The sequence below is a fragment of the Micromonospora sp. NPDC047730 genome (genome assembly GCF_043204765.1).
GTDB lineage: Bacteria > Actinomycetota > Actinomycetes > Mycobacteriales > Micromonosporaceae > Micromonospora.
Map to the genome: position 1 here is coordinate 318,165 of NZ_JBIDCU010000008.1, position 19,625 is coordinate 337,789.

Here is a 19,625-nt window from a genome sequence, read left to right on the forward strand (position 1 = left end):
GCAGTGGGCGCGGCCCGACGCGGCTGCCCCGTCCGCCCCGACGGGATACCCGCCACCGTCCACGGCCGGCGGCTGGGGCACGCCTTCGGGCCCGGGTCCCGGCACGCCTCCCGGGGCGGCTCCAGGCCCGGGTCCCGGCACGCCTCCGGGCACGGCTCCCGGTTCGGGTCCCGGCTGGGGTGGCGGCTCCGCCTTCCCGGCACCGACGCCTCCGCCGCCGCGGGAGCCGGGTCGGCCGCCGAAGCGGGTCGAGGCGGTCGCCGGCACGCCGTTCGGCGTGGTGCACCTGGACGTGCCCCCGGTCACCTCCGGCCTCGCCGTCGGTTCCCTGGTGGCCGGGATCGTCTCGATCCTCGTCGCGCTGCTGGTGGTCTGCTTCGGCGCGGTCGCCGGCATGGGCGGCGCCTGGGCGGCCGGCGCCTTCACCGTGCTGGGCGTCCTGTCGGGGGCGGGCGCGGTCGTCGCCGGCCTGTTCGGGCTGCGACAGATCCGCCGTGCGGCGCCGCCGCCGGCGGTCCGGTTCACCGGGCGGGGGCTGGCGGTGGCCGGCGTGAGCTGCGGCGGAGCGGGACTGCTGCTCAGCCTGCTCGGGCTGGGGCTGGCGTTGCTGGTGGCGCTGGCGTGACGCGGAGCCGCGACGGCCGGGCGTGAGCGGAGCCGCCCCGGGGTCGACGGGCCGGTTCCTGGGGAAGCCGGTACACTTGTGACCGTAGGTGCCCATCACGGGCGGGCAGGCGCGACGGGTTCGATCGGCGGGCGGGTGAGACGCTACGCCGGCCACTCCGTTTTGACCTGTGCGGTTGTGGTAGGTACTCTTTCCCCTTGTGCCCGGGCAGGCCCGGGCAACTCGTGCGTGCGCTGGATCCGGCGAGCCGGAGATCGCGCGGGAGCACGACAAAGCCAAAGACCCGGCGCGCGGCCTGCCGTGTGCCGGTGAAAGACCCCGGTCGACACGCGTGAGCGCCGACGCCGGGACCGTGAGCTGGGCGACACGCCCGACCGCGGGTGCCGGGACCTCCGCGAGGTGGCCCTGGTCGGAATGTAGGAGAGCCGGTCATCAGGTCGGCTACGGCAGAAGGCGCGGCCGCCACACAGCGGCCGAAGGGAGCGGAGAAGCCCGGTGCCCACCATTCAGCAGTTGGTCCGAAAGGGCCGTCAGGCCAAGACGACCAAGACGAAGACCCCGGCGCTCAAGGGGTCTCCCCAGCGGCGCGGCGTGTGCACCCGCGTGTACACCACCACCCCGAAGAAGCCGAACTCGGCGCTCCGCAAGGTCGCTCGTGTCAAGCTCAGCAGCCAGATCGAGGTGACCGCCTACATCCCGGGCGTCGGCCACAACCTGCAGGAGCACTCGATCGTGCTCGTCCGCGGCGGCCGTGTGAAGGACCTCCCCGGCGTGCGGTACAAGATCGTTCGCGGCTCGCTGGACACCCAGGGTGTCCGCAACCGCAAGCAGGCTCGCAGCCGTTACGGCGCGAAGAAGGAGAAGAGCTGAGATGCCGCGTAAGGGACCCGCTCCGCGGAAGCCGCTGGTCGCTGACCCGGTGTACAACTCGCCGCTGGTCACCCAGCTGGTGAACAAGATCCTGCTGCGTGGTAAGCGTCAGCTCGCCGAGCGCATCGTCTACGCGGCCCTCGAGGGCTGCCGCGAGAAGTCCGGCACCGACCCGGTCGTCACCCTCAAGCGGGCGATGGACAACGTCAAGCCGACCCTCGAGGTGCGCAGCCGCCGCGTCGGTGGCGCCACCTACCAGGTCCCGGTCGAGGTCCGCCCGGCCCGGGCGACCACCCTGGGCCTGCGTTGGCTGGTCACCTACTCCCGCGCCCGTCGCGAGAAGACCATGGTCGAGCGGCTGATGAACGAGCTGCTGGACGCGAGCAACGGCCTCGGCGCCGCCGTCAAGCGGCGCGAGGACACGCACAAGATGGCCGAGTCCAACAAGGCCTTCGCGCACTACCGCTGGTAACACCCTGGTTCCGGCGTCCGCGTGACGCCGGAACCGCCACCAGTTGTGTCGAGACGACGATAAGTAGGGATTGAAGTGGCCGCCGCAGACGCGCTCGCCAACGTACGCAACATCGGCATCATGGCCCACATCGATGCCGGTAAGACCACCACCACCGAGCGGATCCTGTTCTACACCGGCATCACGTACAAGATCGGTGAGGTCCACGAGGGCGGTGCCGTCATGGACTGGATGGAGCAGGAGCAGGAGCGTGGTATCACCATCACCTCCGCTGCTACCAAGTGTGAGTGGAAGGGCCACACGATCCAGATCATCGACACGCCCGGCCACGTCGACTTCACGGTCGAGGTCGAGCGGTCGCTGCGGGTGCTGGACGGCGCGGTCGCGGTCTACGACGGCGTCGCCGGCGTGGAGCCGCAGACGGAGAACGTCTGGCGGCAGGCGGACAAGTACAACGTCCCCCGGATGTGCTTCGTCAACAAGCTCGACCGGACCGGTGCCGACTTCTTCCGCTGCGTGCAGATGATGATCGACCGGCTCAACGCCACCCCGCTGGTGCTCCAGATCCCGATCGGCGCCGAGTCCGACTTCATCGGTGTGGTCGACCTGGTCGAGATGCGGGCGCTGACCTGGCGCGGGGAGACCCAGAAGGGTGAGGACTACGCGGTCGAGGAGATCCCGGCCGACCTCGCCGACTCCGCCGCCGAGTGGCGCGAGAAGCTGATGGAGACCCTGGCCGACGTCGACGACGCGGTGATGGAGAAGTACCTGGAGGGCGAGGAGATCTCCGTCGAGGAGATCAAGGCCGCCATCCGTCGGGCCACCATCGCCGGCAAGGCCAACCCGGTCCTCACCGGCACCGCCTTCAAGAACAAGGGCATCCAGCCGATGCTGGACGCGGTCATCGCGTACCTGCCGTCGCCGCTGGACATCCCGGCGATCGAGGGCACGGCCACCGACGGCGAGACGCCGATGCAGCGCAAGCCGTCCGTCTCGGAGCCGTTCTCCGGCCTGGCCTTCAAGATCCAGACGGACAAGCACCTCGGCAAGCTCACCTACGTCCGGATCTACTCCGGCACGCTCGAGTCCGGCTCCCAGGTGGTCAACTCCACCAAGGACCGCAAGGAGCGGATCGGCAAGATCTACCAGATGCACGCCAACAAGCGGGAAGAGCGCAGCTCGGCCCAGGCCGGCGACATCATCGCGGTGCAGGGTCTCAAGCAGACCACCACCGGTGACACCCTGTGCGACTCGGCGAACCCGGTCATCCTGGAGTCGATGACCTTCCCGGAGCCGGTCATCGAGGTCGCCATCGAGCCGAAGACCAAGGCCGACCAGGAGAAGCTCAGCACCGCCATCCAGCGGCTGGCCGAGGAGGACCCGACCTTCCGCGTCAAGCTGGACGACCAGACCGGCCAGACGGTCATCTCCGGCATGGGCGAGCTGCACCTGGACATCCTGGTCGACCGGATGCGCCGCGAGTTCAACGTCGAGGCCAACATCGGTAAGCCGCAGGTGGCGTACCGCGAGACCATCCGCCGCAAGGTGGAGAAGGTCGAGTACACCCACAAGAAGCAGACCGGCGGTTCCGGCCAGTACGCCCGGGTGATCATCAGCCTGGAGCCGCTGCCGCTGGGCAACGACGCCCCGACCTACGAGTTCGCCAACGCCGTGACCGGTGGCCGCATCCCCCGGGAGTTCATCCCGTCGGTGGACGCGGGTGCGCAGGACGCCATGCAGTACGGCATCCTCGCCGGCTTCCCCCTGGTGGGCGTCAAGCTCACCCTGGTGGACGGCCAGTACCACGAGGTCGACTCGTCGGAAATGGCATTCAAGATCGCCGGCTCGATGGCGATGAAGGAGGCGGCCCGCAAGGCCGACCCCGCGCTGCTCGAGCCGATGATGGCCGTTGAGGTCACCACTCCCGAGGAGAACATGGGTGACGTCATCGGCGACCTCAACTCCCGCCGTGGCATCATCCAGGCGATGGAGGAGCGCAGCGGCGCCCGCGTCGTCCGGGCCCTGGTGCCGTTGTCGGAGATGTTCGGCTACGTCGGCGACCTGCGGTCGAAGACCCAGGGCCGGGCTAGCTACAGCATGCAGTTCGACTCCTACGCCGAGGTTCCGGCCTCGGTCGCGAAGGAGATCATCGCCAAGGCGACGGGTGAGTGACCTCACCTGACGTGCTCCGATGATCCGGGGCGGTCGCGGGAGGGTGCTCCCCGCCCGCGGCCACCTCGGTCGGGATGCGTGAGACCGGGCCTGTAGGCTTCATCGCCGCAGAACCCACCAAAGCTCTCCGGCCGCCAGGCCGGAAAGGCTGTCGACAGAGTCCTAAGCGCCGACCGGCGCGCCGGGGCGAACGAACCAAGAAGTCCACAGGAGGACACCAGTGGCGAAGGCGAAGTTCGAGCGGACTAAGCCGCACGTCAACATCGGCACCATTGGTCACATCGACCACGGTAAGACGACGCTGACGGCGGCCATCACCAAGGTCCTGCACGACCAGTACCCGGACCTGAACCCGTACACGCCGTTCGACGAGATCGACAAGGCGCCGGAGGAGAAGGCCCGCGGCATCACGATCTCCATCGCGCACGTCGAGTACCAGACCGAGGCGCGGCACTACGCGCACGTCGACTGCCCCGGTCACGCCGACTACATCAAGAACATGATCACCGGTGCCGCGCAGATGGACGGCGCGATCCTGGTGGTCGCGGCGACCGACGGCCCGATGCCGCAGACCCGCGAGCACGTGCTGCTGGCCCGCCAGGTCGGCGTGCCCTACATCGTCGTGGCGCTCAACAAGAGCGACATGGTCGACGACGAGGAGCTCCTGGAGCTCGTCGAGCTCGAGGTCCGCGAGCTGCTCTCGTCGCAGGAGTACCCGGGTGACGACCTGCCGGTCGTCCGGGTCTCGGCGCTGAAGGCCCTCGAGGGTGACCCCGAGTGGACCGGCAAGCTGCTGGACCTGATGACCGCTGTCGACACCGCGATCCCGCAGCCGGAGCGCGAGACCGAGAAGCCGTTCCTCATGCCGATCGAGGACGTCTTCACGATCACCGGCCGCGGCACCGTGGTCACCGGCCGCGCCGAGCGTGGCATCCTCAAGCCGAACGAGGAGGTGGAGATCGTCGGCATCCGCGAGAAGTCGATGAAGACCACCTGCACCGGCATCGAGATGTTCCGCAAGCTGCTCGACGAGGCCCGCGCGGGTGAGAACGTCGGTCTGCTGCTGCGTGGCATCAAGCGCGAGGACGTCGAGCGCGGCATGGTCGTCATCAAGCCGGGCACCACGACCCCGCACACGGAGTTCGAGGCGACGGTCTACATCCTCTCCAAGGAGGAGGGCGGCCGGCACACCCCGTTCTTCCAGAACTACCGTCCGCAGTTCTACTTCCGGACCACGGACGTCACCGGTGTCGTCACGCTCCCCGAGGGCACCGAGATGGTCATGCCGGGTGACAACACCACCATGACGGTGAAGCTGATCCAGCCCATCGCCATGGAGGAGAACCTCAAGTTCGCGATCCGCGAGGGTGGCCGCACCGTCGGCGCCGGGTTCGTCACCAAGATCATCAAGTGAGCTAGGTAACCCCGATTAGACCCGCCGCCGGTCGTGCGGCATACTAGTCAGGTTGCGTAACGACAGTTCGCTGCCCGTGTTCGGCTTTCGTCGAACCTCCGGGCTGCAGGACAGTCGGGCGTAGGGTGGTTGGCGGCCCGTCCGCCAACCACCCTCGCACGGCGTTCAGGTCGCGGTAGCGCGATCGGCGCCTTGACCCACCGCGCGGTCAGAATCGCTCCGGAGTCCCGGGGCGGAGCCTGGCCCGAGGGCGCGACACGCCCGACCGCGGGGGTCGGCGAAGTGGGCCTGTACCAGCCGGTACAGGCGCCCGCAACACAGCGGCATCGAGAGAAGGAACAGAAGCCACCATGGCGGGACAGAAGATCCGCATCCGGCTCAAGGCCTATGACCACGAGGTCGTCGACTCCTCGGCTCGGAAGATCGTCGAGACGGTGACGCGTACCGGGGCGCAGGTCGCAGGCCCGGTGCCGCTGCCCACGGAGATCAACCGTTTCTGCGTTATCCGCTCGCCGCACAAGTACAAGGACTCGCGCGAGCACTTCGAGATGCGCACGCACAAGCGGCTGATCGACATCATCGACCCGACCCCGAAGACGGTCGACTCGCTCATGCGCCTCGACCTGCCGGCTGGCGTCGACATCGAGATCAAGCTGTAGGGACCGGACAAATGGACAGGCAAGTCAAGGGGATCCTGGGCGCAAAGCTCGGCATGACCCAGGTCTGGGACAACAACCGCGTTGTCCCGGTGACCGTGGTTCAGGCCGGCCCGTGCGTCATCAGCCAGGTTCGTAGCGCCGACAAGGACGGTTACTCCGCGGTCCAGCTGGCGTACGGCACGATCGACCCGCGCAAGGTCAAGAAGCCGATCAGCGGGCACTACGCGAAGGCCGACGTCGCGCCGCGCCGGCACATCGTCGAGCTGCGCACCGCCGACGCGGCGGACTACTCGCTCGGCCAGGAGATCACGGTCGAGGAGTTCCCGGCCGGTGTCTCGATCGACGTGACCGGCAAGACCAAGGGCAAGGGCTACGCCGGCCCGATGAAGCGTCACGGCTTCCACGGTCTGCGCGCCAGCCACGGCGTCGAGCGCAAGCACCGCTCGCCGGGCTCCATCGGCGCCTGCGCCACCCCGGGTCGTGTCTTCAAGGGCACCCGGATGGCCGGCCGGATGGGTGGCGTGCGCTACACCGTCCAGAACCTGACCGTCCAGGCGGTCGACACCGAGAACAACCTCCTGCTCGTCCGCGGCGCCATTCCCGGCCCCAAGGGCGCGCTGGTCCTGGTCCGCACCGCGGCCAAGACCAAGGTGAAGAAGGGCGGTGTGGCCAAGTGACCACCGTTGACGTCCTCTCCGTCGAAGGCAACAAGAGCGGCTCCGTCGAGCTGCCCGCCGACATCTTCGACGTCCAGGCCAACGTCGCGCTGATGCACCAGGTCGTGGTGGCCCAGCTCGCAGCGGCCCGGCAGGGCACGCACAAGGTCAAGACCCGCGGCGAGGTCGCCGGTGGCGGCAAGAAGCCGTACAAGCAGAAGGGCACCGGTCGTGCCCGGCAGGGCTCGATCCGCGCGCCGCAGTTCGCCGGCGGTGGCGTGGTGCACGGTCCCGTGCCGCGCGACTACAGCCAGCGCACCCCGAAGAAGATGAAGGCCGCCGCCCTGCGTGGCGCCCTGTCGGACCGGGCCCGCGCCGGGCAGGTGCACGTCGTCGAGGCGTTCGTCTCGGGCGAGAAGCCGTCGACCAAGGCCGCCCTGGCCACGCTGGCCAAGCTGACCGAGGCCCGCCGGGTCCTGGTCGTGCTGAGCAGCACCGACGAGCTGAACTGGGTGTCGCTGCGCAATGAGCCGCGGGTGCACCTGATCGAGGCCGGCCAGCTCAACACGTACGACGTGCTGGTGGCCGACGACGTGGTCTTCACGAAGGACGCCCTGGACGAGTTCCTCGGTGTTCCCGCCGAGACCACCGAGGAGGGTGGCAAGTGAGCACGATCGCCGACCCGCGCGACATCATCGTGGCGCCGGTCGTCTCGGAGAAGAGCTACAGCGAGCTGAACCGCAACTGGTACACCTTCCTGGTGCACCCGGACGCGAACAAGACCGAGATCAAGATCGCTATCCAGCAGATCTTCAACGTCCGCGTCCTGACGGTCAACACGCTCAACCGCGAGGGCAAGCGCAAGCGGACCCGCACCGGGTTCGGCAAGCGCAAGGACACCAAGCGGGCGATGGTGAAGCTGGCTGACGGTGACCGTATCGAGGCCTTCGGCGGCCCGGTCAGCTGAGGGGTGTAGACAATGGCTATCCGTAAGTACAAGCCGACGACGCCGGGCCGGCGTGGCTCGAGCGTCGCCGACTTCGCCGAGATCACCCGGTCGACGCCCGAGAAGTCGCTGCTGGCTCCGCTGCCGAAGAAGGGCGGACGCAACGCCCACGGCCGGATCACCACGCGGCACCACGGTGGCGGTCACAAGCGCCAGTACCGTCTGATCGACTTCAAGCGGGTCGACAAGGACGGCGTGCCGGCGAAGGTCGCCCACATCGAGTACGACCCGAACCGCACCGCGCGCATCGCGCTGCTGCACTACGCCGACGGCGAGAAGCGCTACATCATCGCGCCGAAGGACCTGAAGCAGGGCGACGTGGTCGAGTCCGGTCCGGGCGCCGACATCAAGCCGGGCAACAACCTGCCGCTGCGCAACATCCCGGTCGGTACCACCATCCACAACGTGGAGCTGCGCCCGGGCGGCGGCGCCAAGCTGGCCCGCTCGGCCGGCGTCGGCATCCAGCTGCTCGGCCGCGAGGGCGCGTACGCGACCCTGCGCATGCCGTCCGGTGAGATCCGGCGGGTCGACGTCCGCTGCCGCGCCAGCATCGGCGAGATCGGCAACGCCGACCAGTCGAACATCAACTGGGGCAAGGCCGGCCGGATGCGGTGGAAGGGCAAGCGCCCGACCGTCCGTGGTGTCGCGATGAACCCGGTCGACCACCCGCACGGTGGTGGTGAGGGTAAGACCTCCGGCGGTCGCCACCCGGTCAACCCGCAGGGTAAGCCCGAGGGCCGCACCCGTCGTAAGGGCCAGCCGAGTGACCGGCTGATCGTCCGCCGCCGCTACGCCACGCGTAAGCGCGGCTGAGGGAGATAAGACATGCCTCGCAGCCTGAAGAAGGGCCCGTTCGTCGACGACCACCTGCTCAAGAAGGTGGAGACGCAGAACGACAAGGGCTCGAAGAACGTCATCAAGACCTGGTCGCGGCGCTCGACGATCATCCCGGAGATGCTGGGTCACACGATCGCCGTGCACGACGGACGCAAGCACGTCCCGGTGTTCGTGACCGAGGCGATGGTCGGGCACAAGCTCGGCGAGTTCGCGCTGACCCGCACGTTCAAGGGTCACGAGAAGGACGACCGGAAGAGCCGTCGGCGCTGACGCCGCGGGCATACGGATAGAGGAACAAGGGGTTACAGCGATGCCAGGAAAGGGCGACGCTCCGGTGCTTCCGGGCGCGCGGGCGGTTGCGCGGCACGTGCGCATCTCGCCGATGAAGGCGCGCCGGGTGGTCAACCTCGTCCGCGGCCTGCCCGCGAAGGAGGCGCTCACGGTGCTGCAGTTCGCGCCGCAGGCTGCGAGCGAGCAGGTGTATAAGGTGCTCGCGAGCGCGATCGCCAACGCGGAGAACAACGAGCGGCTGGACCCCGACGCGCTGCTCGTCAGCGAGGCGTACGTGGACGAGGGCCCGACCATGAAGCGGTTCCAGCCGCGGGCGCAGGGCCGGGCGTACCGGATCCGCAAGCGCACCTGCCACATCACCGTCGCGGTCGAGGCCGTGGCGCCGGCCGCGCCGAAGAAGGCCGCGGCGAAGAAGGCGGCCCCGGCGAAGCAGGCGGAGCCGGCTGAGACGCAGAGCAAGACGGAGGGCGCCGAGTAATGGGTCAGAAGGTTCACCCGCACGGGTTCCGGCTCGGCATCTCGACCGACTGGAAGTCCCGCTGGTTCGCGGACAAGCTCTACAAGGACTACATCGGCGAGGACGTCAAGATCCGCCGCATGATGTCCAAGGGCCTCGAGCGTGCCGGCATCTCCAAGGTCGACATCGAGCGCACCCGGGACCGGGTCCGCGTCGACATCCACACCGCCCGGCCGGGCATCGTCATCGGCCGCAAGGGTGCGGAGGCCGACCGGATCCGTGGCGAGCTCGAGAAGCTGACCGGCAAGCAGGTCCAGCTGAACATCATCGAGGTGAAGAGCCCCGAGTCGGACGCGCAGCTCGTCGCCCAGGGCGTCGCCGAGCAGCTGTCCAGCCGGGTCAGCTTCCGTCGGGCGATGCGCAAGGCCATGCAGTCCGCGATGAAGAACCCGGTCTGCAAGGGCATCCGGGTCCAGGTCTCGGGCCGTCTCGGCGGCGCCGAGATGAGCCGGACCGAGTTCTACCGCGAGGGCCGGGTCCCGCTGCACACGCTGCGGGCCAACATCGAGTACGGCTTCTTCGAGGCCCGTACCACCTTCGGCCGGATCGGCGTGAAGGTCTGGATCTACAAGGGCGACGCGGTGCCGGGTCGGGAGACCCCGGCCGAGGCTCCGTCGCGCCCGCGCCGTGAGCGCGGCGACCGCCCCGAGCGGCCGCGCCGTGGTCGGTCCGGCTCGTCCGGCACGACCGCCGGCGGCACCGAGGCCGGCCGGGCCGCCGCGACCACCATCGCGCAGCAGGCCGAGACGCCGAGTGGTGACGCGGTGGATCCCGCCGCCGTCTCCGCCGCGGCAGAAACGCAGCAGGAGGGCTGACAGATGCTGATGCCGCGCAAGCCCCCGAAGGGCTTCCGCAAGCCGCACCACCCGGACCGCCACGGCGCGTCCAAGGGTGGTAACCGGGTGGTGTTCGGCGAGTTCGGGATCCAGGCTCTCGAGCCGGCGTACGTGACCAACCGCCAGATCGAGTCGGCGCGTATCGCGATGACCCGCCACATCAAGCGTGGTGGCAAGGTCTGGATCACGATCTTCCCGGACCAGGCCCTCACCAAGAAGCCGGCCGAGACCCGGATGGGTTCCGGTAAGGGTTCGCCCGAGTGGTGGGTCGCCAACGTGAAGCCGGGGCGGGTCCTCTTCGAGATGTCCTTCCCCAACGAGCAGATCGCGCGAGAGGCGATGCGTCGCGCGATCCACAAGCTCCCGATGAAGTGCCGGATTGTTACGCGCGAAGTGGGTGAATCCTGATGGCAGCGGGCGTCAAGCCTTCCGAGCTGCGTGAGCTCTCCGAGGAGGAGCTGGTCACGAAGCTGCGTGAGGCCAAGGCGGAGCTGTTCAACCTCCGCGTGCAGGCCGCAACCGGGCAGCTGGACAACAACCGGCGGCTGCAGGTCATCCGTCGGGAGATCGCCCGGATCTACACGATCATGCGTGAGCGCGAGCTGGGTCTCTCGGCCGCGCCGACTGAGGTGACTGCATCATGAGCGAGAACACCACCGCCGCCGCGCGGGCCCGCCGCAAGGTGCGTGAGGGCCTCGTGGTCAGCGACAAGATGGAAAAGACCGTCGTCGTCGAGGTCGAGGACCGGGTCAAGCACGCGCTGTACGGCAAGATCATGCGCCGTACCAGCAAGCTGAAGGTGCACGACGAGCAGAACACCGCCGGCATCGGCGACCGGGTCCTGATCATGGAGACCCGGCCGCTGTCCGCCACCAAGCGGTGGCGGCTCGTGGAGATCCTGGAAAAGGCCAAGTAGCGAAGGCTCAAGCTCGCCCGGCGTCAGTCGGGCGCGGGTTCCGCCAGGCTCCGGCCGCCCCGTGCGGCCGGAGAACCGGCAGACATAGGAGATAGACGTGATTCAGCAGGAGTCGCGACTGCGCGTCGCCGACAACACGGGTGCTCGGGAGATCCTGTGCATCCGGGTTCTCGGTGGCTCCGGTCGGCGCTACGCGAGCATCGGCGACGTCATCGTGGCCACCGTCAAGGACGCGATCCCGGGTGCCGGTGTGAAGAAGGGCGACGTCGTCAAGGCCGTCGTCGTTCGCACCGCCAAGGAGAGGCGGCGGCCGGACGGTTCGTACATCCGTTTCGACGAGAACGCCGCCGTCATCATCAAGGACGGCGGGGACCCGCGCGGCACCCGTATCTTCGGCCCGGTGGGTCGGGAGCTGCGGGACAAGCGGTTCATGAAGATCATCTCTCTCGCGCCGGAGGTGTTGTGACCGTGAAGGTCAAGAAGGGCGACACGGTCGTCGTCATCGCCGGCAAGGACAAGGGTGCCAAGGGCAAGGTCATCGCGGCCTACCCGCGGCAGGACAAGGTCCTGGTCGAGGGCGTGAACCGGGTCAAGAAGCACACCCGCATCAGCACCACCCAGCGTGGCGCCAAGACCGGTGGCATCGTCACCCAGGAGGCCCCGATCCACGTCTCGAACGTGCAGGTCCTGGACTCCGACGGCAAGCCGACCCGCGTCGGTTACCGGATCGACGAAAACGGCCAGAAGGTCCGCATCGCGCGTAGCACCGGTAAGGACCTGTGATGACCACGGCTACCGAAACCAAGACCATGCCGCGCCTCAAGGAGCGGTACCGCAACGAGATCGTGGCCCAGCTGCAGGAGCAGCACAAGTACGGCAACCCGATGCAGGTGCCGCGGCTGGTCAAGATCGTCGTCAACATGGGCGTCGGCGAGGCTGCCCGGGACGCCAAGCTGATCGACGGCGCCGTCCGCGACCTGGCCACCATCACCGGCCAGAAGCCGCAGGTGCGGCGGGCGACCAAGTCCATCGCGCAGTTCAAGCTCCGCGAGGGCATGCCGATCGGCGCGAAGGTGACCCTCCGCGGCGACCGGATGTGGGAGTTCCTGGACCGGCTGCTGTCGATCGCGCTGCCGCGTATCCGCGACTTCCGCGGTCTCGACGGGCGCAAGCTCGACGGGCACGGCAACTACACGTTCGGCCTGACCGAGCAGTCGGTGTTCCACGAGATCGACCAGGACAAGATCGATCGGCAGCGGGGCATGGACATCACGGTGGTCACGACCGCCACGACCGACGACGAGGGCCGGGCGCTGCTCAAGCTCCTGGGCTTCCCGTTCAAGGAGAACTGAGATGGCCAAGAAGGCGCTGATCCTCAAGGCGGCCGCGAAGCCGAAGTTCTCGGTTCGCGCGTACACCCGCTGCCAGCGGTGCGGGCGTCCCAAGGCGGTCTACCGCAAGTTCGGTCTCTGCCGGGTGTGCATCCGGGAGATGGCCCACCGCGGTGAGCTGCCCGGCGTGTCCAAGGCTTCCTGGTAATAGCTATTGCTCTTCGCCGTAGGCCCGGGGCTCACCGCCCCGGGAACCCCGGCGAGAAAGGCTGACGAATTCCATGACGATGACCGACCCGATCGCAGACATGCTCACGCGTCTGCGTAACGCCAACCAGGCGTACCACGACCGGGTGACGATGCCCTACTCGAAGATCAAGGCGAACATCGCCGAGGTCCTCAAGGCCGAGGGTTACATCGCCACCTGGTCGGTCGAGGAGCCCGAGGAGGGCGCCGTCGGCAAGCGACTGGTCGTCGAGCTGAAGTACGGCCAGAACCGGGAGCGGAGCCTGGCCGGCATCAAGCGCGTGTCCAAGCCCGGTCTGCGGGTTTACGCCAAGTCGGACGGGCTCCCGCGGGTGCTCGGCGGGCTGGGCGTGGCGATCATTTCGACGTCCCAGGGGCTGCTCACCGACCGGCAGGCCCGCAAGCGGAGCGTTGGCGGGGAAGTCCTCGCCTTCGTCTGGTAACGGGAGACAGGTAGAAATGTCGCGTATTGGACGTAAGTCGATCCCGGTGCCAGCCGGCGTCGACATCACGATCGACGGGCAGACCGTCAAGGTCAAGGGCCCGAAGGGCGAGCTCTCGCACACCCTGGCCGAGCCGATCACGATCGACCGGGCCGAGGACGGGCAGCTGAACGTCAACCGCCCGAACGACGAGCGCAAGGCCAAGGAACTGCACGGCCTCAGCCGTACCCTGGTCGCCAACATGATCGTCGGCGTCACCGAGGGCTACCGCAAGAGCCTGGAGATCGCCGGCACCGGTTACCGCGTGACCGCCAAGGGCAAGGACCTGGAGTTCGCGCTCGGGTTCTCGCACCCCGTGCTGGTTCCGGCGCCGGACGGCATCACCTTCACGGTGGAGAAGCCGACGCTGTTCCACGTGGCCGGCATCGACAAGCAGCTCGTCGGTGAGGTTGCCGCCAACATCCGGAAGATCCGCCCGCCGGAGCCCTACAAGGGCAAGGGCGTGAAGTACCAGGGCGAGGTCATCCGCCGCAAGGCTGGAAAGGCAGGTAAGAAGTGAGCGCCACGCTGCTCAAGCGCCGCCGCGGCGTCGCCGCCAAGCGTGCCGTCGGGCGTGCGCGTCGGCACTTCCGGGTCCGCAAGAACATCAGCGGCACCGCCGAGCGTCCCCGCCTCGTGGTCACCCGCTCCCTGCGGCACATCGTCGCCCAGATCGTGGACGACACCAAGGGTCACACCCTGGCGTCGGCCTCGACCCTGGACGCCTCGGTGCGCGGCTCGGAGGGCGACAAGAGCGCCCTGGCCGGCAAGGTCGGCGCCCTGCTCGCCGAGCGGGCCAAGGCCGCCGGCATCTCCAAGGTCGTCTTCGACCGCGGTGGCAACCGGTACGCGGGGCGGGTCGCCGCGCTTGCCGACGCCGCCCGCGAAGCCGGGCTCGAGTTCTAGAAACCCCGTCACGAGAGAGAAGGAAGGCTGCTGATGCCAGGTCAACAGCGCCGTGGCGGCGGGTCCGGTGGCAACGAGGGTGGTCGCCGCGACAACCGCCGTGAGGGCGGCCGCGGAAACGCGCCCGTCGAGAAGACCCCGCACCTCGAGCGGGTCGTCGCGATCAACCGCGTCGCCAAGGTCGTGAAGGGTGGTCGTCGCTTCAGCTTCACCGCCCTGGTGATCGTGGGCGACGGCGACGGCACCGTCGGTGTGGGCTACGGAAAGGCCAAGGAGGTGCCCGCGGCGATCGCCAAGGGCGTCGAGGAGGCCAAGAAGCACTTCTTCAAGGTTCCGCGGATCGCCTCCTCCATCCCGCACCCGGTGACGGGTGAGGCGGCGGCCGGTGTGGTGCTGCTCAAGCCGGCTTCCGCCGGTACGGGTGTCATCGCCGGTGGTCCGGTGCGCGCCGTGCTGGAGTGCGCGGGTATCCACGACGTGCTCTCCAAGAGCCTCGGCTCGTCGAACCCGATCAACATCGTGCACGCCACCGTGGCGGCGCTGAAGGGGCTCGAGTCCCCCGAGGCCGTCGCCGCCCGTCGTGGCCTGCCGGTCGAGGACGTCGCGCCGGCCGCCATGCTGGCGTCGCGGGCGGGGGTGGCTTCCTGATGGCTCGCCTGAAGGTCACCCAGGTCCGGTCCGAGATCGGGACCAAGCAGAACCAGCGTGACTCGCTGCGCTCGCTCGGTCTCAAGCGGATCAACGACGTGGTGGTCAAGGAGGACCGTCCGGAGATCCGCGGCATGATCTTCGCGGTCAACCACCTCGTGAAGGTCGAGGAGGTCGAGTAATGACGATCAAGGTCCACCACCTGCGCCCGGCGCCCGGTGCCAAGACCGCGAAGACCCGTGTGGGTCGCGGTGAGGGCTCGAAGGGCAAGACCGCCGGTCGCGGTACCAAGGGTTCCAAGGCCCGCAAGAACATCTCGGCGGCGTTCGAGGGTGGGCAGATGCCCATCCACATGCGCCTGCCGAAGATGAAGGGCTTCAAGAACAAGTTCAAGGTGGTCTTCCAGGTGGTCAACCTGGACCGGCTCGCCGAGCTGTTCCCGAACGGCGGCCAGGTCGGCCCGCTGGAGCTCGTCGAGGCCGGCGCGGTCCGCAAGGGCCAGCCGGTCAAGGTCCTCGGCACCGGGGACCTCGGCGGGGTCGCCCTCCAGGTGTCGGCGCACGCGTTCAGCGCGTCGGCCAAGGAGAAGATCGCCGCCGCCGGTGGCACCGTCACCGAGCTGTAAGAGCTGTACGACACATGGCGCCCGCTCAGTTGTCCCAACTGGGCGGGCGCCATGGTCTCCCCGGCATGTGTGCGCCGGGTAACATCGGATTCGGTTTATGTAGCCGGGCACATCTGCCCGGACCGGGATCGGGCTGTTAGAGTCCCTTCCCAGCTATGGATATCGGGCGCTCGCCCGGCACCCACCCCGACCCGCCCGGGATCACCGGCGGCCCGCCGCGCGCAGGAGGAAGAAGTTGCTGTCCGCCTTTCTCAGTGCGTTCCGTACGCCTGACCTGCGCAAGAAGCTGCTGTTCACAGTAGGCATCATCGCGGTCTACCGGCTCGGGGCTACGCTGCCCAGCCCGGGTGTCTCGTACGGCAACGTGCAGAAGTGCCTCGACACCCTGGAGAACGGCTCCACCGGGGTCCTCAACCTGCTCAACCTCTTCTCCGGCGGCGCGCTGCTGCAGCTCTCGGTCTTCGCGCTGGGCATCATGCCCTACATCACCGCGTCGATCATCCTGCAGCTGCTGACCGTGGTCATCCCGCGGCTCGAGCAGCTCCGCAAGGAGGGCCAGGCCGGGCAGGCGAAGATCACCCAGTACACCCGCTACCTGACGCTGGGCCTGGGCGTCCTCCAGGCGTCGGCGTTCGTGGCGCTGGCCCGCTCCGGGCAGCTGTTCCAGAACCAGTGCGACCAGTTCCCGATCATCCCCGAGGGCACCGGGATCCCGGACTGGCTGACGCTGACCCTCCTGGTCATGACGATGACCGCCGGCACCGGCGTGGTGATGTGGCTCGGTGAGCTGATCACCGACCGGGGCGTCGGCAACGGCATGTCCGTCCTGATCTTCACCTCGATCGCGGCCCGGCTTCCCAGTGAGGGCTGGCAGATCAAGCAGACCGGCGGCTGGGGCAAGTTCATCCTCGTCATCGCGCTGGTCCTGGTGGTCATCACCGCGGTCACCTTCATCGAGCAGGCGCAGCGCCGGATCCCGGTGCAGTACGCCAAGCGGATGATCGGCCGGCGCATGTACGGCGGCACCTCGACCTACATCCCGCTGAAGGTCAACCAGGCGGGTGTCATCCCGGTCATCTTCGGCTCGTCGCTGCTCTACCTGCCCCAGTTGGCGCTGCAGTTCTTCGACCAGACCAACCCGGGCAAGACCCAGGCGTGGATCCAGAACAACCTGGTCGACCCGACCAGCCCGATCTACATCTCGGTCTACTTCCTGCTGATCATCTTCTTCACGTACTTCTACGTCTCGATCACGTTCAACCCGACCGAGGTCGCGGACAACATGAAGAAGTACGGCGGCTTCGTGCCGGGCATCCGCCCCGGCAAGCCGACCGCCGACTACCTCGACTTCATCCTCAGCCGGATCACTCTGCCGGGCGCCCTCTACCTGGGCATCATCTCGATCCTGCCGAACTTCTTCTTCATCTGGCTGGACAAGCAGCAGTACCTGAACTTCCCGTTCGGCGGCACCGCTGTCCTGATCATGGTCGGCGTCGGTCTGGAAACCACCAAGCAGATCGAGAGCCAACTGATGCAGCGGAACTACGAAGGGTTCCTGCGGTAGATGAGACTCGTTCTTGTTGGCCCGCCGGGTGCGGGCAAGGGTACGCAGGCCGAGTTCGTCGCCGCGCACCTCTCGGTCCCGAAGATCTCGACCGGTGACATCTTCCGGTCGAACGTCTCCCAGGGCACGCCGCTGGGGATCGAGGCGAAGCGCTACATGGACGCCGGCGAGCTGGTGCCCGACGAGGTCACGATCAACATGGTGCGGGACCGGCTCGCCGAGCCGGACGCCGCCGAGGGTTTCCTGCTCGACGGCTTCCCGCGCACCACGCCGCAGGCCGCCGCGCTGGACAAGCTCCTCGCCGACCTGGGCACCGCGCTCGACCTGGTGCTGGAACTCGTCGTCGACGACGACGAGGTGATCCGGCGGCTCTCCGGCCGGCGTACGTGCCGGGGCTGCGGCAAGATCTGGCACGTCGAGTTCGACGCGACCACCCGCGAGGGCATCTGCGACCGGTGCGGCGCCGAGCTGTTCCAGCGCGACGACGACAAGCCGGAGACCATCGCCACCCGCCTGCGGGAGTACGCGGACAAGACCGCGCCGCTGGTCGACTACTACGGCGCCCAGGGCAAGCTGGTGGGCATCGACGCCACCGGCCCGGTGGAGGACGTCACGCTCCGCGCCATCGACGCCCTGCGGTCGTACGGCGGCTGACGTCCCGCCGGGCTCCGGCGGATAGAGTGCGAAGAGCGGGGTACGTCCGACGTGCCCCGCTCTTCGGCTTCGGCAACGAAAGGTAACGGCTCCATGCGTCGTCCCCAGCTGGACATCCAGCTGAAGACCCCTGACCAGATCGAGAAGATGCGGGCCGCCGGGCTGGTGGTCGCCGAGGCGCTGCGTCGGATGCGGGAGGCGGTCGCCCCCGGGGTCAGCACCGCCGACCTGGACGCCATCGCCGAGTCGACCATCCGCGAGGCCGGCGCCGTCCCCTCGTTCAAGGGCTACCACGGCTTCCCGGCATCGATCTGCTCGTCGGTGAACGAGCAGGTCGTGCACGCCATCCCGGCGCCGCAGCAGGTGCTCCGCGACGGGGACCTGATCTCGATCGACTGCGGCGCGGTGCTCGACGGTTGGCACGGCGACGCCGCGATCACGGTCGGCGTGGGCGAGGTCGACCCGGCGCTGCTCAAGATGGCCGAGGTGGCCGAGGACGCCATGTGGGCGGGCATCGCCGCCGCCGCCCGCGGGGCGGCCAGCGGTAAGGGTCGGCTCACCGACATCTCGCACGCCGTGGAGAACGCCGTCCGCAAGGGCGGCCGGTACGGCATCGTCGACGGCTACGGCGGCCACGGCATCGGCACCGAGATGCACCAGGACCCGCACGTGCTCAACCACGGACGCCCGGGCAAGGGCCCCCGCCTGGTGCCGGGCATGGCGCTGGCGATCGAGCCGATGATCACCATGGGCTCGCCCCGGACGGTGGAGCTCTCCGACGGCTGGACCGTGGTCACCCGGGACCGGTCGATGGCGGTGCACGTCGAGCACACGATGGCGCTGCTCCCGGACGGCGTCTGGGTGCTGACCGCGCCGGACGGCGGCCGCGCCCGGCTCGGTGAACTCGTCACCTCCCGCCAGCCCGCCGACTCGCCGGCCGTCTGATCCGACAGGGCCGGCTGGAGCCGCCCGACACGACGAGCGGTCGCCGCGGGCGTACGGGGAGCGGGACGCCCTCGTCACCGGCCCGCCGGCGCCCGCCGTCCTGCGGCGGGAGGTTCGCGACGCCGGCGGGCCCTGCCCTGTACCTGGTCGGGGCACCGCCGGACCGGAACGCCGGGCGGGTGACCTGGATGCCTGATTGTCGCCTTTTCGGGTGGTCCGACGCTCCCGAGGGTGGCCGGTTTGGCGACGGCCCGCAGGCGGGCGTACACTTTCTGATCGGCGCACAGCGTCCACTCCGGCATGCCCACCCCGCGCTTCGGTGGGAGTCGGAGCCGCGGCTGGCGCGGGCTTCCTGATCTTGATCGGTCGCCCGTGTAAGACGTTGTGGGCCGTCCGGAGTAACCGACGTCAGGACAGCGGAGGACATGCCGAAAAAAGACGGAGCCATCGAGATCGAGGGTCGGGTCATCGAGCCCCTGCCGAACGCAATGTTCCGCGTGGAGCTCGCGAACGGTCACAAGGTGCTGGCTCACATCAGCGGCAAGATGCGGCAGCACTACATCCGCATCCTGCCGGAGGACCGGGTCGTCGTCGAACTCTCGCCGTACGACCTGACCCGCGGGCGCATCGTCTACCGCTACAAGTAAGCCTGACGACGGCCGGGACGTCCCCGTGTCCGTCTTCGACGTCCGGTGTCGCGCCTCGGCGCGTCGTCGGGCCAGATGGGAAGTAAGGCAACCGTGAAGGTCAAGCCGAGCGTCAAGAGGATCTGCAACAAGTGCCGGGTCATCCGCCGGCACGGCCGGGTCATGGTCATCTGCACCGACCCGCGCCACAAGCAGCGCCAGGGCTGAACCAGTTCCGACCGGCCGTGTGACAACGGTCGGTCGTAATCGGTCCGGGCCGCGGATCCAGACAACGAATCAATTGCTCGTCCCAGCCGCGGGCGGTGC

The 19,625-nt window shown here is 68.5% G+C and carries 31 protein-coding genes; all 31 read left to right on the forward strand.

The features are described from left to right. The first annotated feature begins 277 nt into the window (after positions 1-277). The 31 genes from ACGF5G_RS20725 to rpmJ all read left to right on the forward strand — a co-directional run bounded on the left by ACGF5G_RS20725 (position 278) and on the right by rpmJ (position 19,526). Complete coding sequence (locus ACGF5G_RS20725) at positions 278-625, forward strand: hypothetical protein (RefSeq protein WP_393265054.1); 348 nt, start codon at positions 278-280, stop codon at positions 623-625. Between the two features lie 495 nt (positions 626-1,120). After that, a complete protein-coding gene (rpsL, locus tag ACGF5G_RS20730; RefSeq protein WP_007465318.1) occupies positions 1,121-1,495 on the forward strand; it encodes a 30S ribosomal protein S12 in 375 nt (124 codons plus the stop codon). A 1-nt stretch (position 1,496) separates the two neighbouring features. Next, positions 1,497-1,967, forward strand: coding sequence for a 30S ribosomal protein S7 (rpsG, locus tag ACGF5G_RS20735; RefSeq protein WP_013735957.1), 471 nt, complete (start codon positions 1,497-1,499; stop codon positions 1,965-1,967). Between the two features lie 75 nt (positions 1,968-2,042). After that, complete coding sequence (gene fusA, locus ACGF5G_RS20740; protein ID WP_393264992.1) at positions 2,043-4,139, forward strand: elongation factor G; 2,097 nt, start codon at positions 2,043-2,045, stop codon at positions 4,137-4,139. A gap of 220 nt (positions 4,140-4,359) precedes the next feature. Continuing rightward, positions 4,360-5,553 carry an elongation factor Tu gene (gene tuf / locus ACGF5G_RS20745; RefSeq protein ID WP_357692539.1) on the forward strand — a complete coding sequence of 398 codons (1,194 nt, stop codon included), beginning with the start codon at positions 4,360-4,362 and terminating at the stop codon, positions 5,551-5,553. A 350-nt stretch (positions 5,554-5,903) separates the two neighbouring features. Then, entirely contained in the window at positions 5,904-6,212 is a 309-nt protein-coding gene (gene rpsJ, locus ACGF5G_RS20750) for a 30S ribosomal protein S10 (RefSeq protein ID WP_007073037.1), read from the forward strand. A gap of 11 nt (positions 6,213-6,223) precedes the next feature. Further along, entirely contained in the window at positions 6,224-6,889 is a 666-nt protein-coding gene (gene rplC / locus ACGF5G_RS20755; protein ID WP_357460245.1) for a 50S ribosomal protein L3, read from the forward strand. Then, on the forward strand, positions 6,886-7,536 hold the full coding sequence (gene rplD, locus ACGF5G_RS20760) for a 50S ribosomal protein L4 (protein ID WP_357692538.1): 651 nt from the start codon (positions 6,886-6,888) through the stop codon (positions 7,534-7,536). The genes rplC and rplD overlap by 4 nt, the downstream gene beginning before the upstream one ends. Beyond that, complete coding sequence (gene rplW / locus ACGF5G_RS20765; RefSeq protein WP_076466668.1) at positions 7,533-7,835, forward strand: 50S ribosomal protein L23; 303 nt, start codon at positions 7,533-7,535, stop codon at positions 7,833-7,835. Before rplD ends, rplW begins: the two co-directional genes overlap by 4 nt. Before the next feature lie 12 nt (positions 7,836-7,847). Further along, positions 7,848-8,687, forward strand: a complete 840-nt coding sequence (gene rplB, locus ACGF5G_RS20770) for a 50S ribosomal protein L2 (RefSeq protein ID WP_393264995.1) — start codon at positions 7,848-7,850, stop codon at positions 8,685-8,687. A 12-nt stretch (positions 8,688-8,699) separates the two neighbouring features. Further along, positions 8,700-8,981, forward strand: coding sequence for a 30S ribosomal protein S19 (gene rpsS / locus ACGF5G_RS20775; protein ID WP_007073032.1), 282 nt, complete (start codon positions 8,700-8,702; stop codon positions 8,979-8,981). A 40-nt stretch (positions 8,982-9,021) separates the two neighbouring features. Beyond that, positions 9,022-9,480, forward strand: a complete 459-nt coding sequence (rplV, locus tag ACGF5G_RS20780; RefSeq protein WP_091102565.1) for a 50S ribosomal protein L22 — start codon at positions 9,022-9,024, stop codon at positions 9,478-9,480. Further along, positions 9,480-10,334, forward strand: a complete 855-nt coding sequence (gene rpsC, locus ACGF5G_RS20785) for a 30S ribosomal protein S3 (protein WP_091102569.1) — start codon at positions 9,480-9,482, stop codon at positions 10,332-10,334. The genes rplV and rpsC overlap by 1 nt, the downstream gene beginning before the upstream one ends. A gap of 3 nt (positions 10,335-10,337) precedes the next feature. Then, positions 10,338-10,763 carry a 50S ribosomal protein L16 gene (gene rplP, locus ACGF5G_RS20790; protein ID WP_073834927.1) on the forward strand — a complete coding sequence of 142 codons (426 nt, stop codon included), beginning with the start codon at positions 10,338-10,340 and terminating at the stop codon, positions 10,761-10,763. Then, entirely contained in the window at positions 10,763-10,999 is a 237-nt protein-coding gene (rpmC, locus tag ACGF5G_RS20795; protein WP_013288628.1) for a 50S ribosomal protein L29, read from the forward strand. The genes rplP and rpmC overlap by 1 nt, the downstream gene beginning before the upstream one ends. Further along, positions 10,996-11,271 carry a 30S ribosomal protein S17 gene (rpsQ, locus tag ACGF5G_RS20800; RefSeq protein ID WP_088998356.1) on the forward strand — a complete coding sequence of 92 codons (276 nt, stop codon included), beginning with the start codon at positions 10,996-10,998 and terminating at the stop codon, positions 11,269-11,271. Before rpmC ends, rpsQ begins: the two co-directional genes overlap by 4 nt. Before the next feature lie 97 nt (positions 11,272-11,368). After that, positions 11,369-11,737 carry a 50S ribosomal protein L14 gene (rplN, locus tag ACGF5G_RS20805; RefSeq protein WP_007465279.1) on the forward strand — a complete coding sequence of 123 codons (369 nt, stop codon included), beginning with the start codon at positions 11,369-11,371 and terminating at the stop codon, positions 11,735-11,737. After that, positions 11,734-12,054 (forward strand): 50S ribosomal protein L24, encoded by a 321-nt coding sequence (rplX, locus tag ACGF5G_RS20810; RefSeq protein WP_172896341.1) that lies wholly within the window; start codon positions 11,734-11,736, stop codon positions 12,052-12,054. The genes rplN and rplX overlap by 4 nt, the downstream gene beginning before the upstream one ends. Continuing rightward, a complete protein-coding gene (gene rplE, locus ACGF5G_RS20815) occupies positions 12,054-12,623 on the forward strand; it encodes a 50S ribosomal protein L5 (protein ID WP_350681992.1) in 570 nt (189 codons plus the stop codon). The genes rplX and rplE overlap by 1 nt, the downstream gene beginning before the upstream one ends. Before the next feature lies 1 nt (position 12,624). Beyond that, positions 12,625-12,810 (forward strand): type Z 30S ribosomal protein S14, encoded by a 186-nt coding sequence (locus tag ACGF5G_RS20820; protein ID WP_007073023.1) that lies wholly within the window; start codon positions 12,625-12,627, stop codon positions 12,808-12,810. Positions 12,811-12,883: 73 nt separating this feature from the next. Next, entirely contained in the window at positions 12,884-13,291 is a 408-nt protein-coding gene (rpsH, locus tag ACGF5G_RS20825) for a 30S ribosomal protein S8 (protein ID WP_013288624.1), read from the forward strand. Between the two features lie 16 nt (positions 13,292-13,307). After that, positions 13,308-13,850, forward strand: a complete 543-nt coding sequence (gene rplF, locus ACGF5G_RS20830) for a 50S ribosomal protein L6 (protein ID WP_350711533.1) — start codon at positions 13,308-13,310, stop codon at positions 13,848-13,850. An 8-nt stretch (positions 13,851-13,858) separates the two neighbouring features. Next, a complete protein-coding gene (rplR, locus tag ACGF5G_RS20835; protein ID WP_357692780.1) occupies positions 13,859-14,236 on the forward strand; it encodes a 50S ribosomal protein L18 in 378 nt (125 codons plus the stop codon). A gap of 33 nt (positions 14,237-14,269) precedes the next feature. Continuing rightward, complete coding sequence (gene rpsE / locus ACGF5G_RS20840; protein ID WP_007073019.1) at positions 14,270-14,884, forward strand: 30S ribosomal protein S5; 615 nt, start codon at positions 14,270-14,272, stop codon at positions 14,882-14,884. Further along, positions 14,884-15,066, forward strand: a complete 183-nt coding sequence (gene rpmD / locus ACGF5G_RS20845) for a 50S ribosomal protein L30 (protein ID WP_007073018.1) — start codon at positions 14,884-14,886, stop codon at positions 15,064-15,066. Before rpsE ends, rpmD begins: the two co-directional genes overlap by 1 nt. Further along, complete coding sequence (gene rplO / locus ACGF5G_RS20850; protein ID WP_350711532.1) at positions 15,066-15,509, forward strand: 50S ribosomal protein L15; 444 nt, start codon at positions 15,066-15,068, stop codon at positions 15,507-15,509. Before rpmD ends, rplO begins: the two co-directional genes overlap by 1 nt. Before the next feature lie 235 nt (positions 15,510-15,744). Continuing rightward, on the forward strand, positions 15,745-17,073 hold the full coding sequence (secY, locus tag ACGF5G_RS20855) for a preprotein translocase subunit SecY (protein WP_357692533.1): 1,329 nt from the start codon (positions 15,745-15,747) through the stop codon (positions 17,071-17,073). Beyond that, complete coding sequence (locus ACGF5G_RS20860) at positions 17,074-17,727, forward strand: adenylate kinase (protein ID WP_357460255.1); 654 nt, start codon at positions 17,074-17,076, stop codon at positions 17,725-17,727. A gap of 93 nt (positions 17,728-17,820) precedes the next feature. Continuing rightward, a complete protein-coding gene (gene map / locus ACGF5G_RS20865; protein ID WP_350711527.1) occupies positions 17,821-18,672 on the forward strand; it encodes a type I methionyl aminopeptidase in 852 nt (283 codons plus the stop codon). A gap of 425 nt (positions 18,673-19,097) precedes the next feature. Next, the gene (infA, locus tag ACGF5G_RS20870; RefSeq protein ID WP_007073013.1) at positions 19,098-19,319 is read left to right on the forward strand and encodes a translation initiation factor IF-1; all 222 of its coding nucleotides are present in this window, start codon (positions 19,098-19,100) and stop codon (positions 19,317-19,319) included. Positions 19,320-19,412: 93 nt separating this feature from the next. Then, positions 19,413-19,526 carry a 50S ribosomal protein L36 gene (rpmJ, locus tag ACGF5G_RS20875; protein ID WP_012184307.1) on the forward strand — a complete coding sequence of 38 codons (114 nt, stop codon included), beginning with the start codon at positions 19,413-19,415 and terminating at the stop codon, positions 19,524-19,526. The last annotated feature ends 99 nt before the right edge of the window (positions 19,527-19,625 follow it).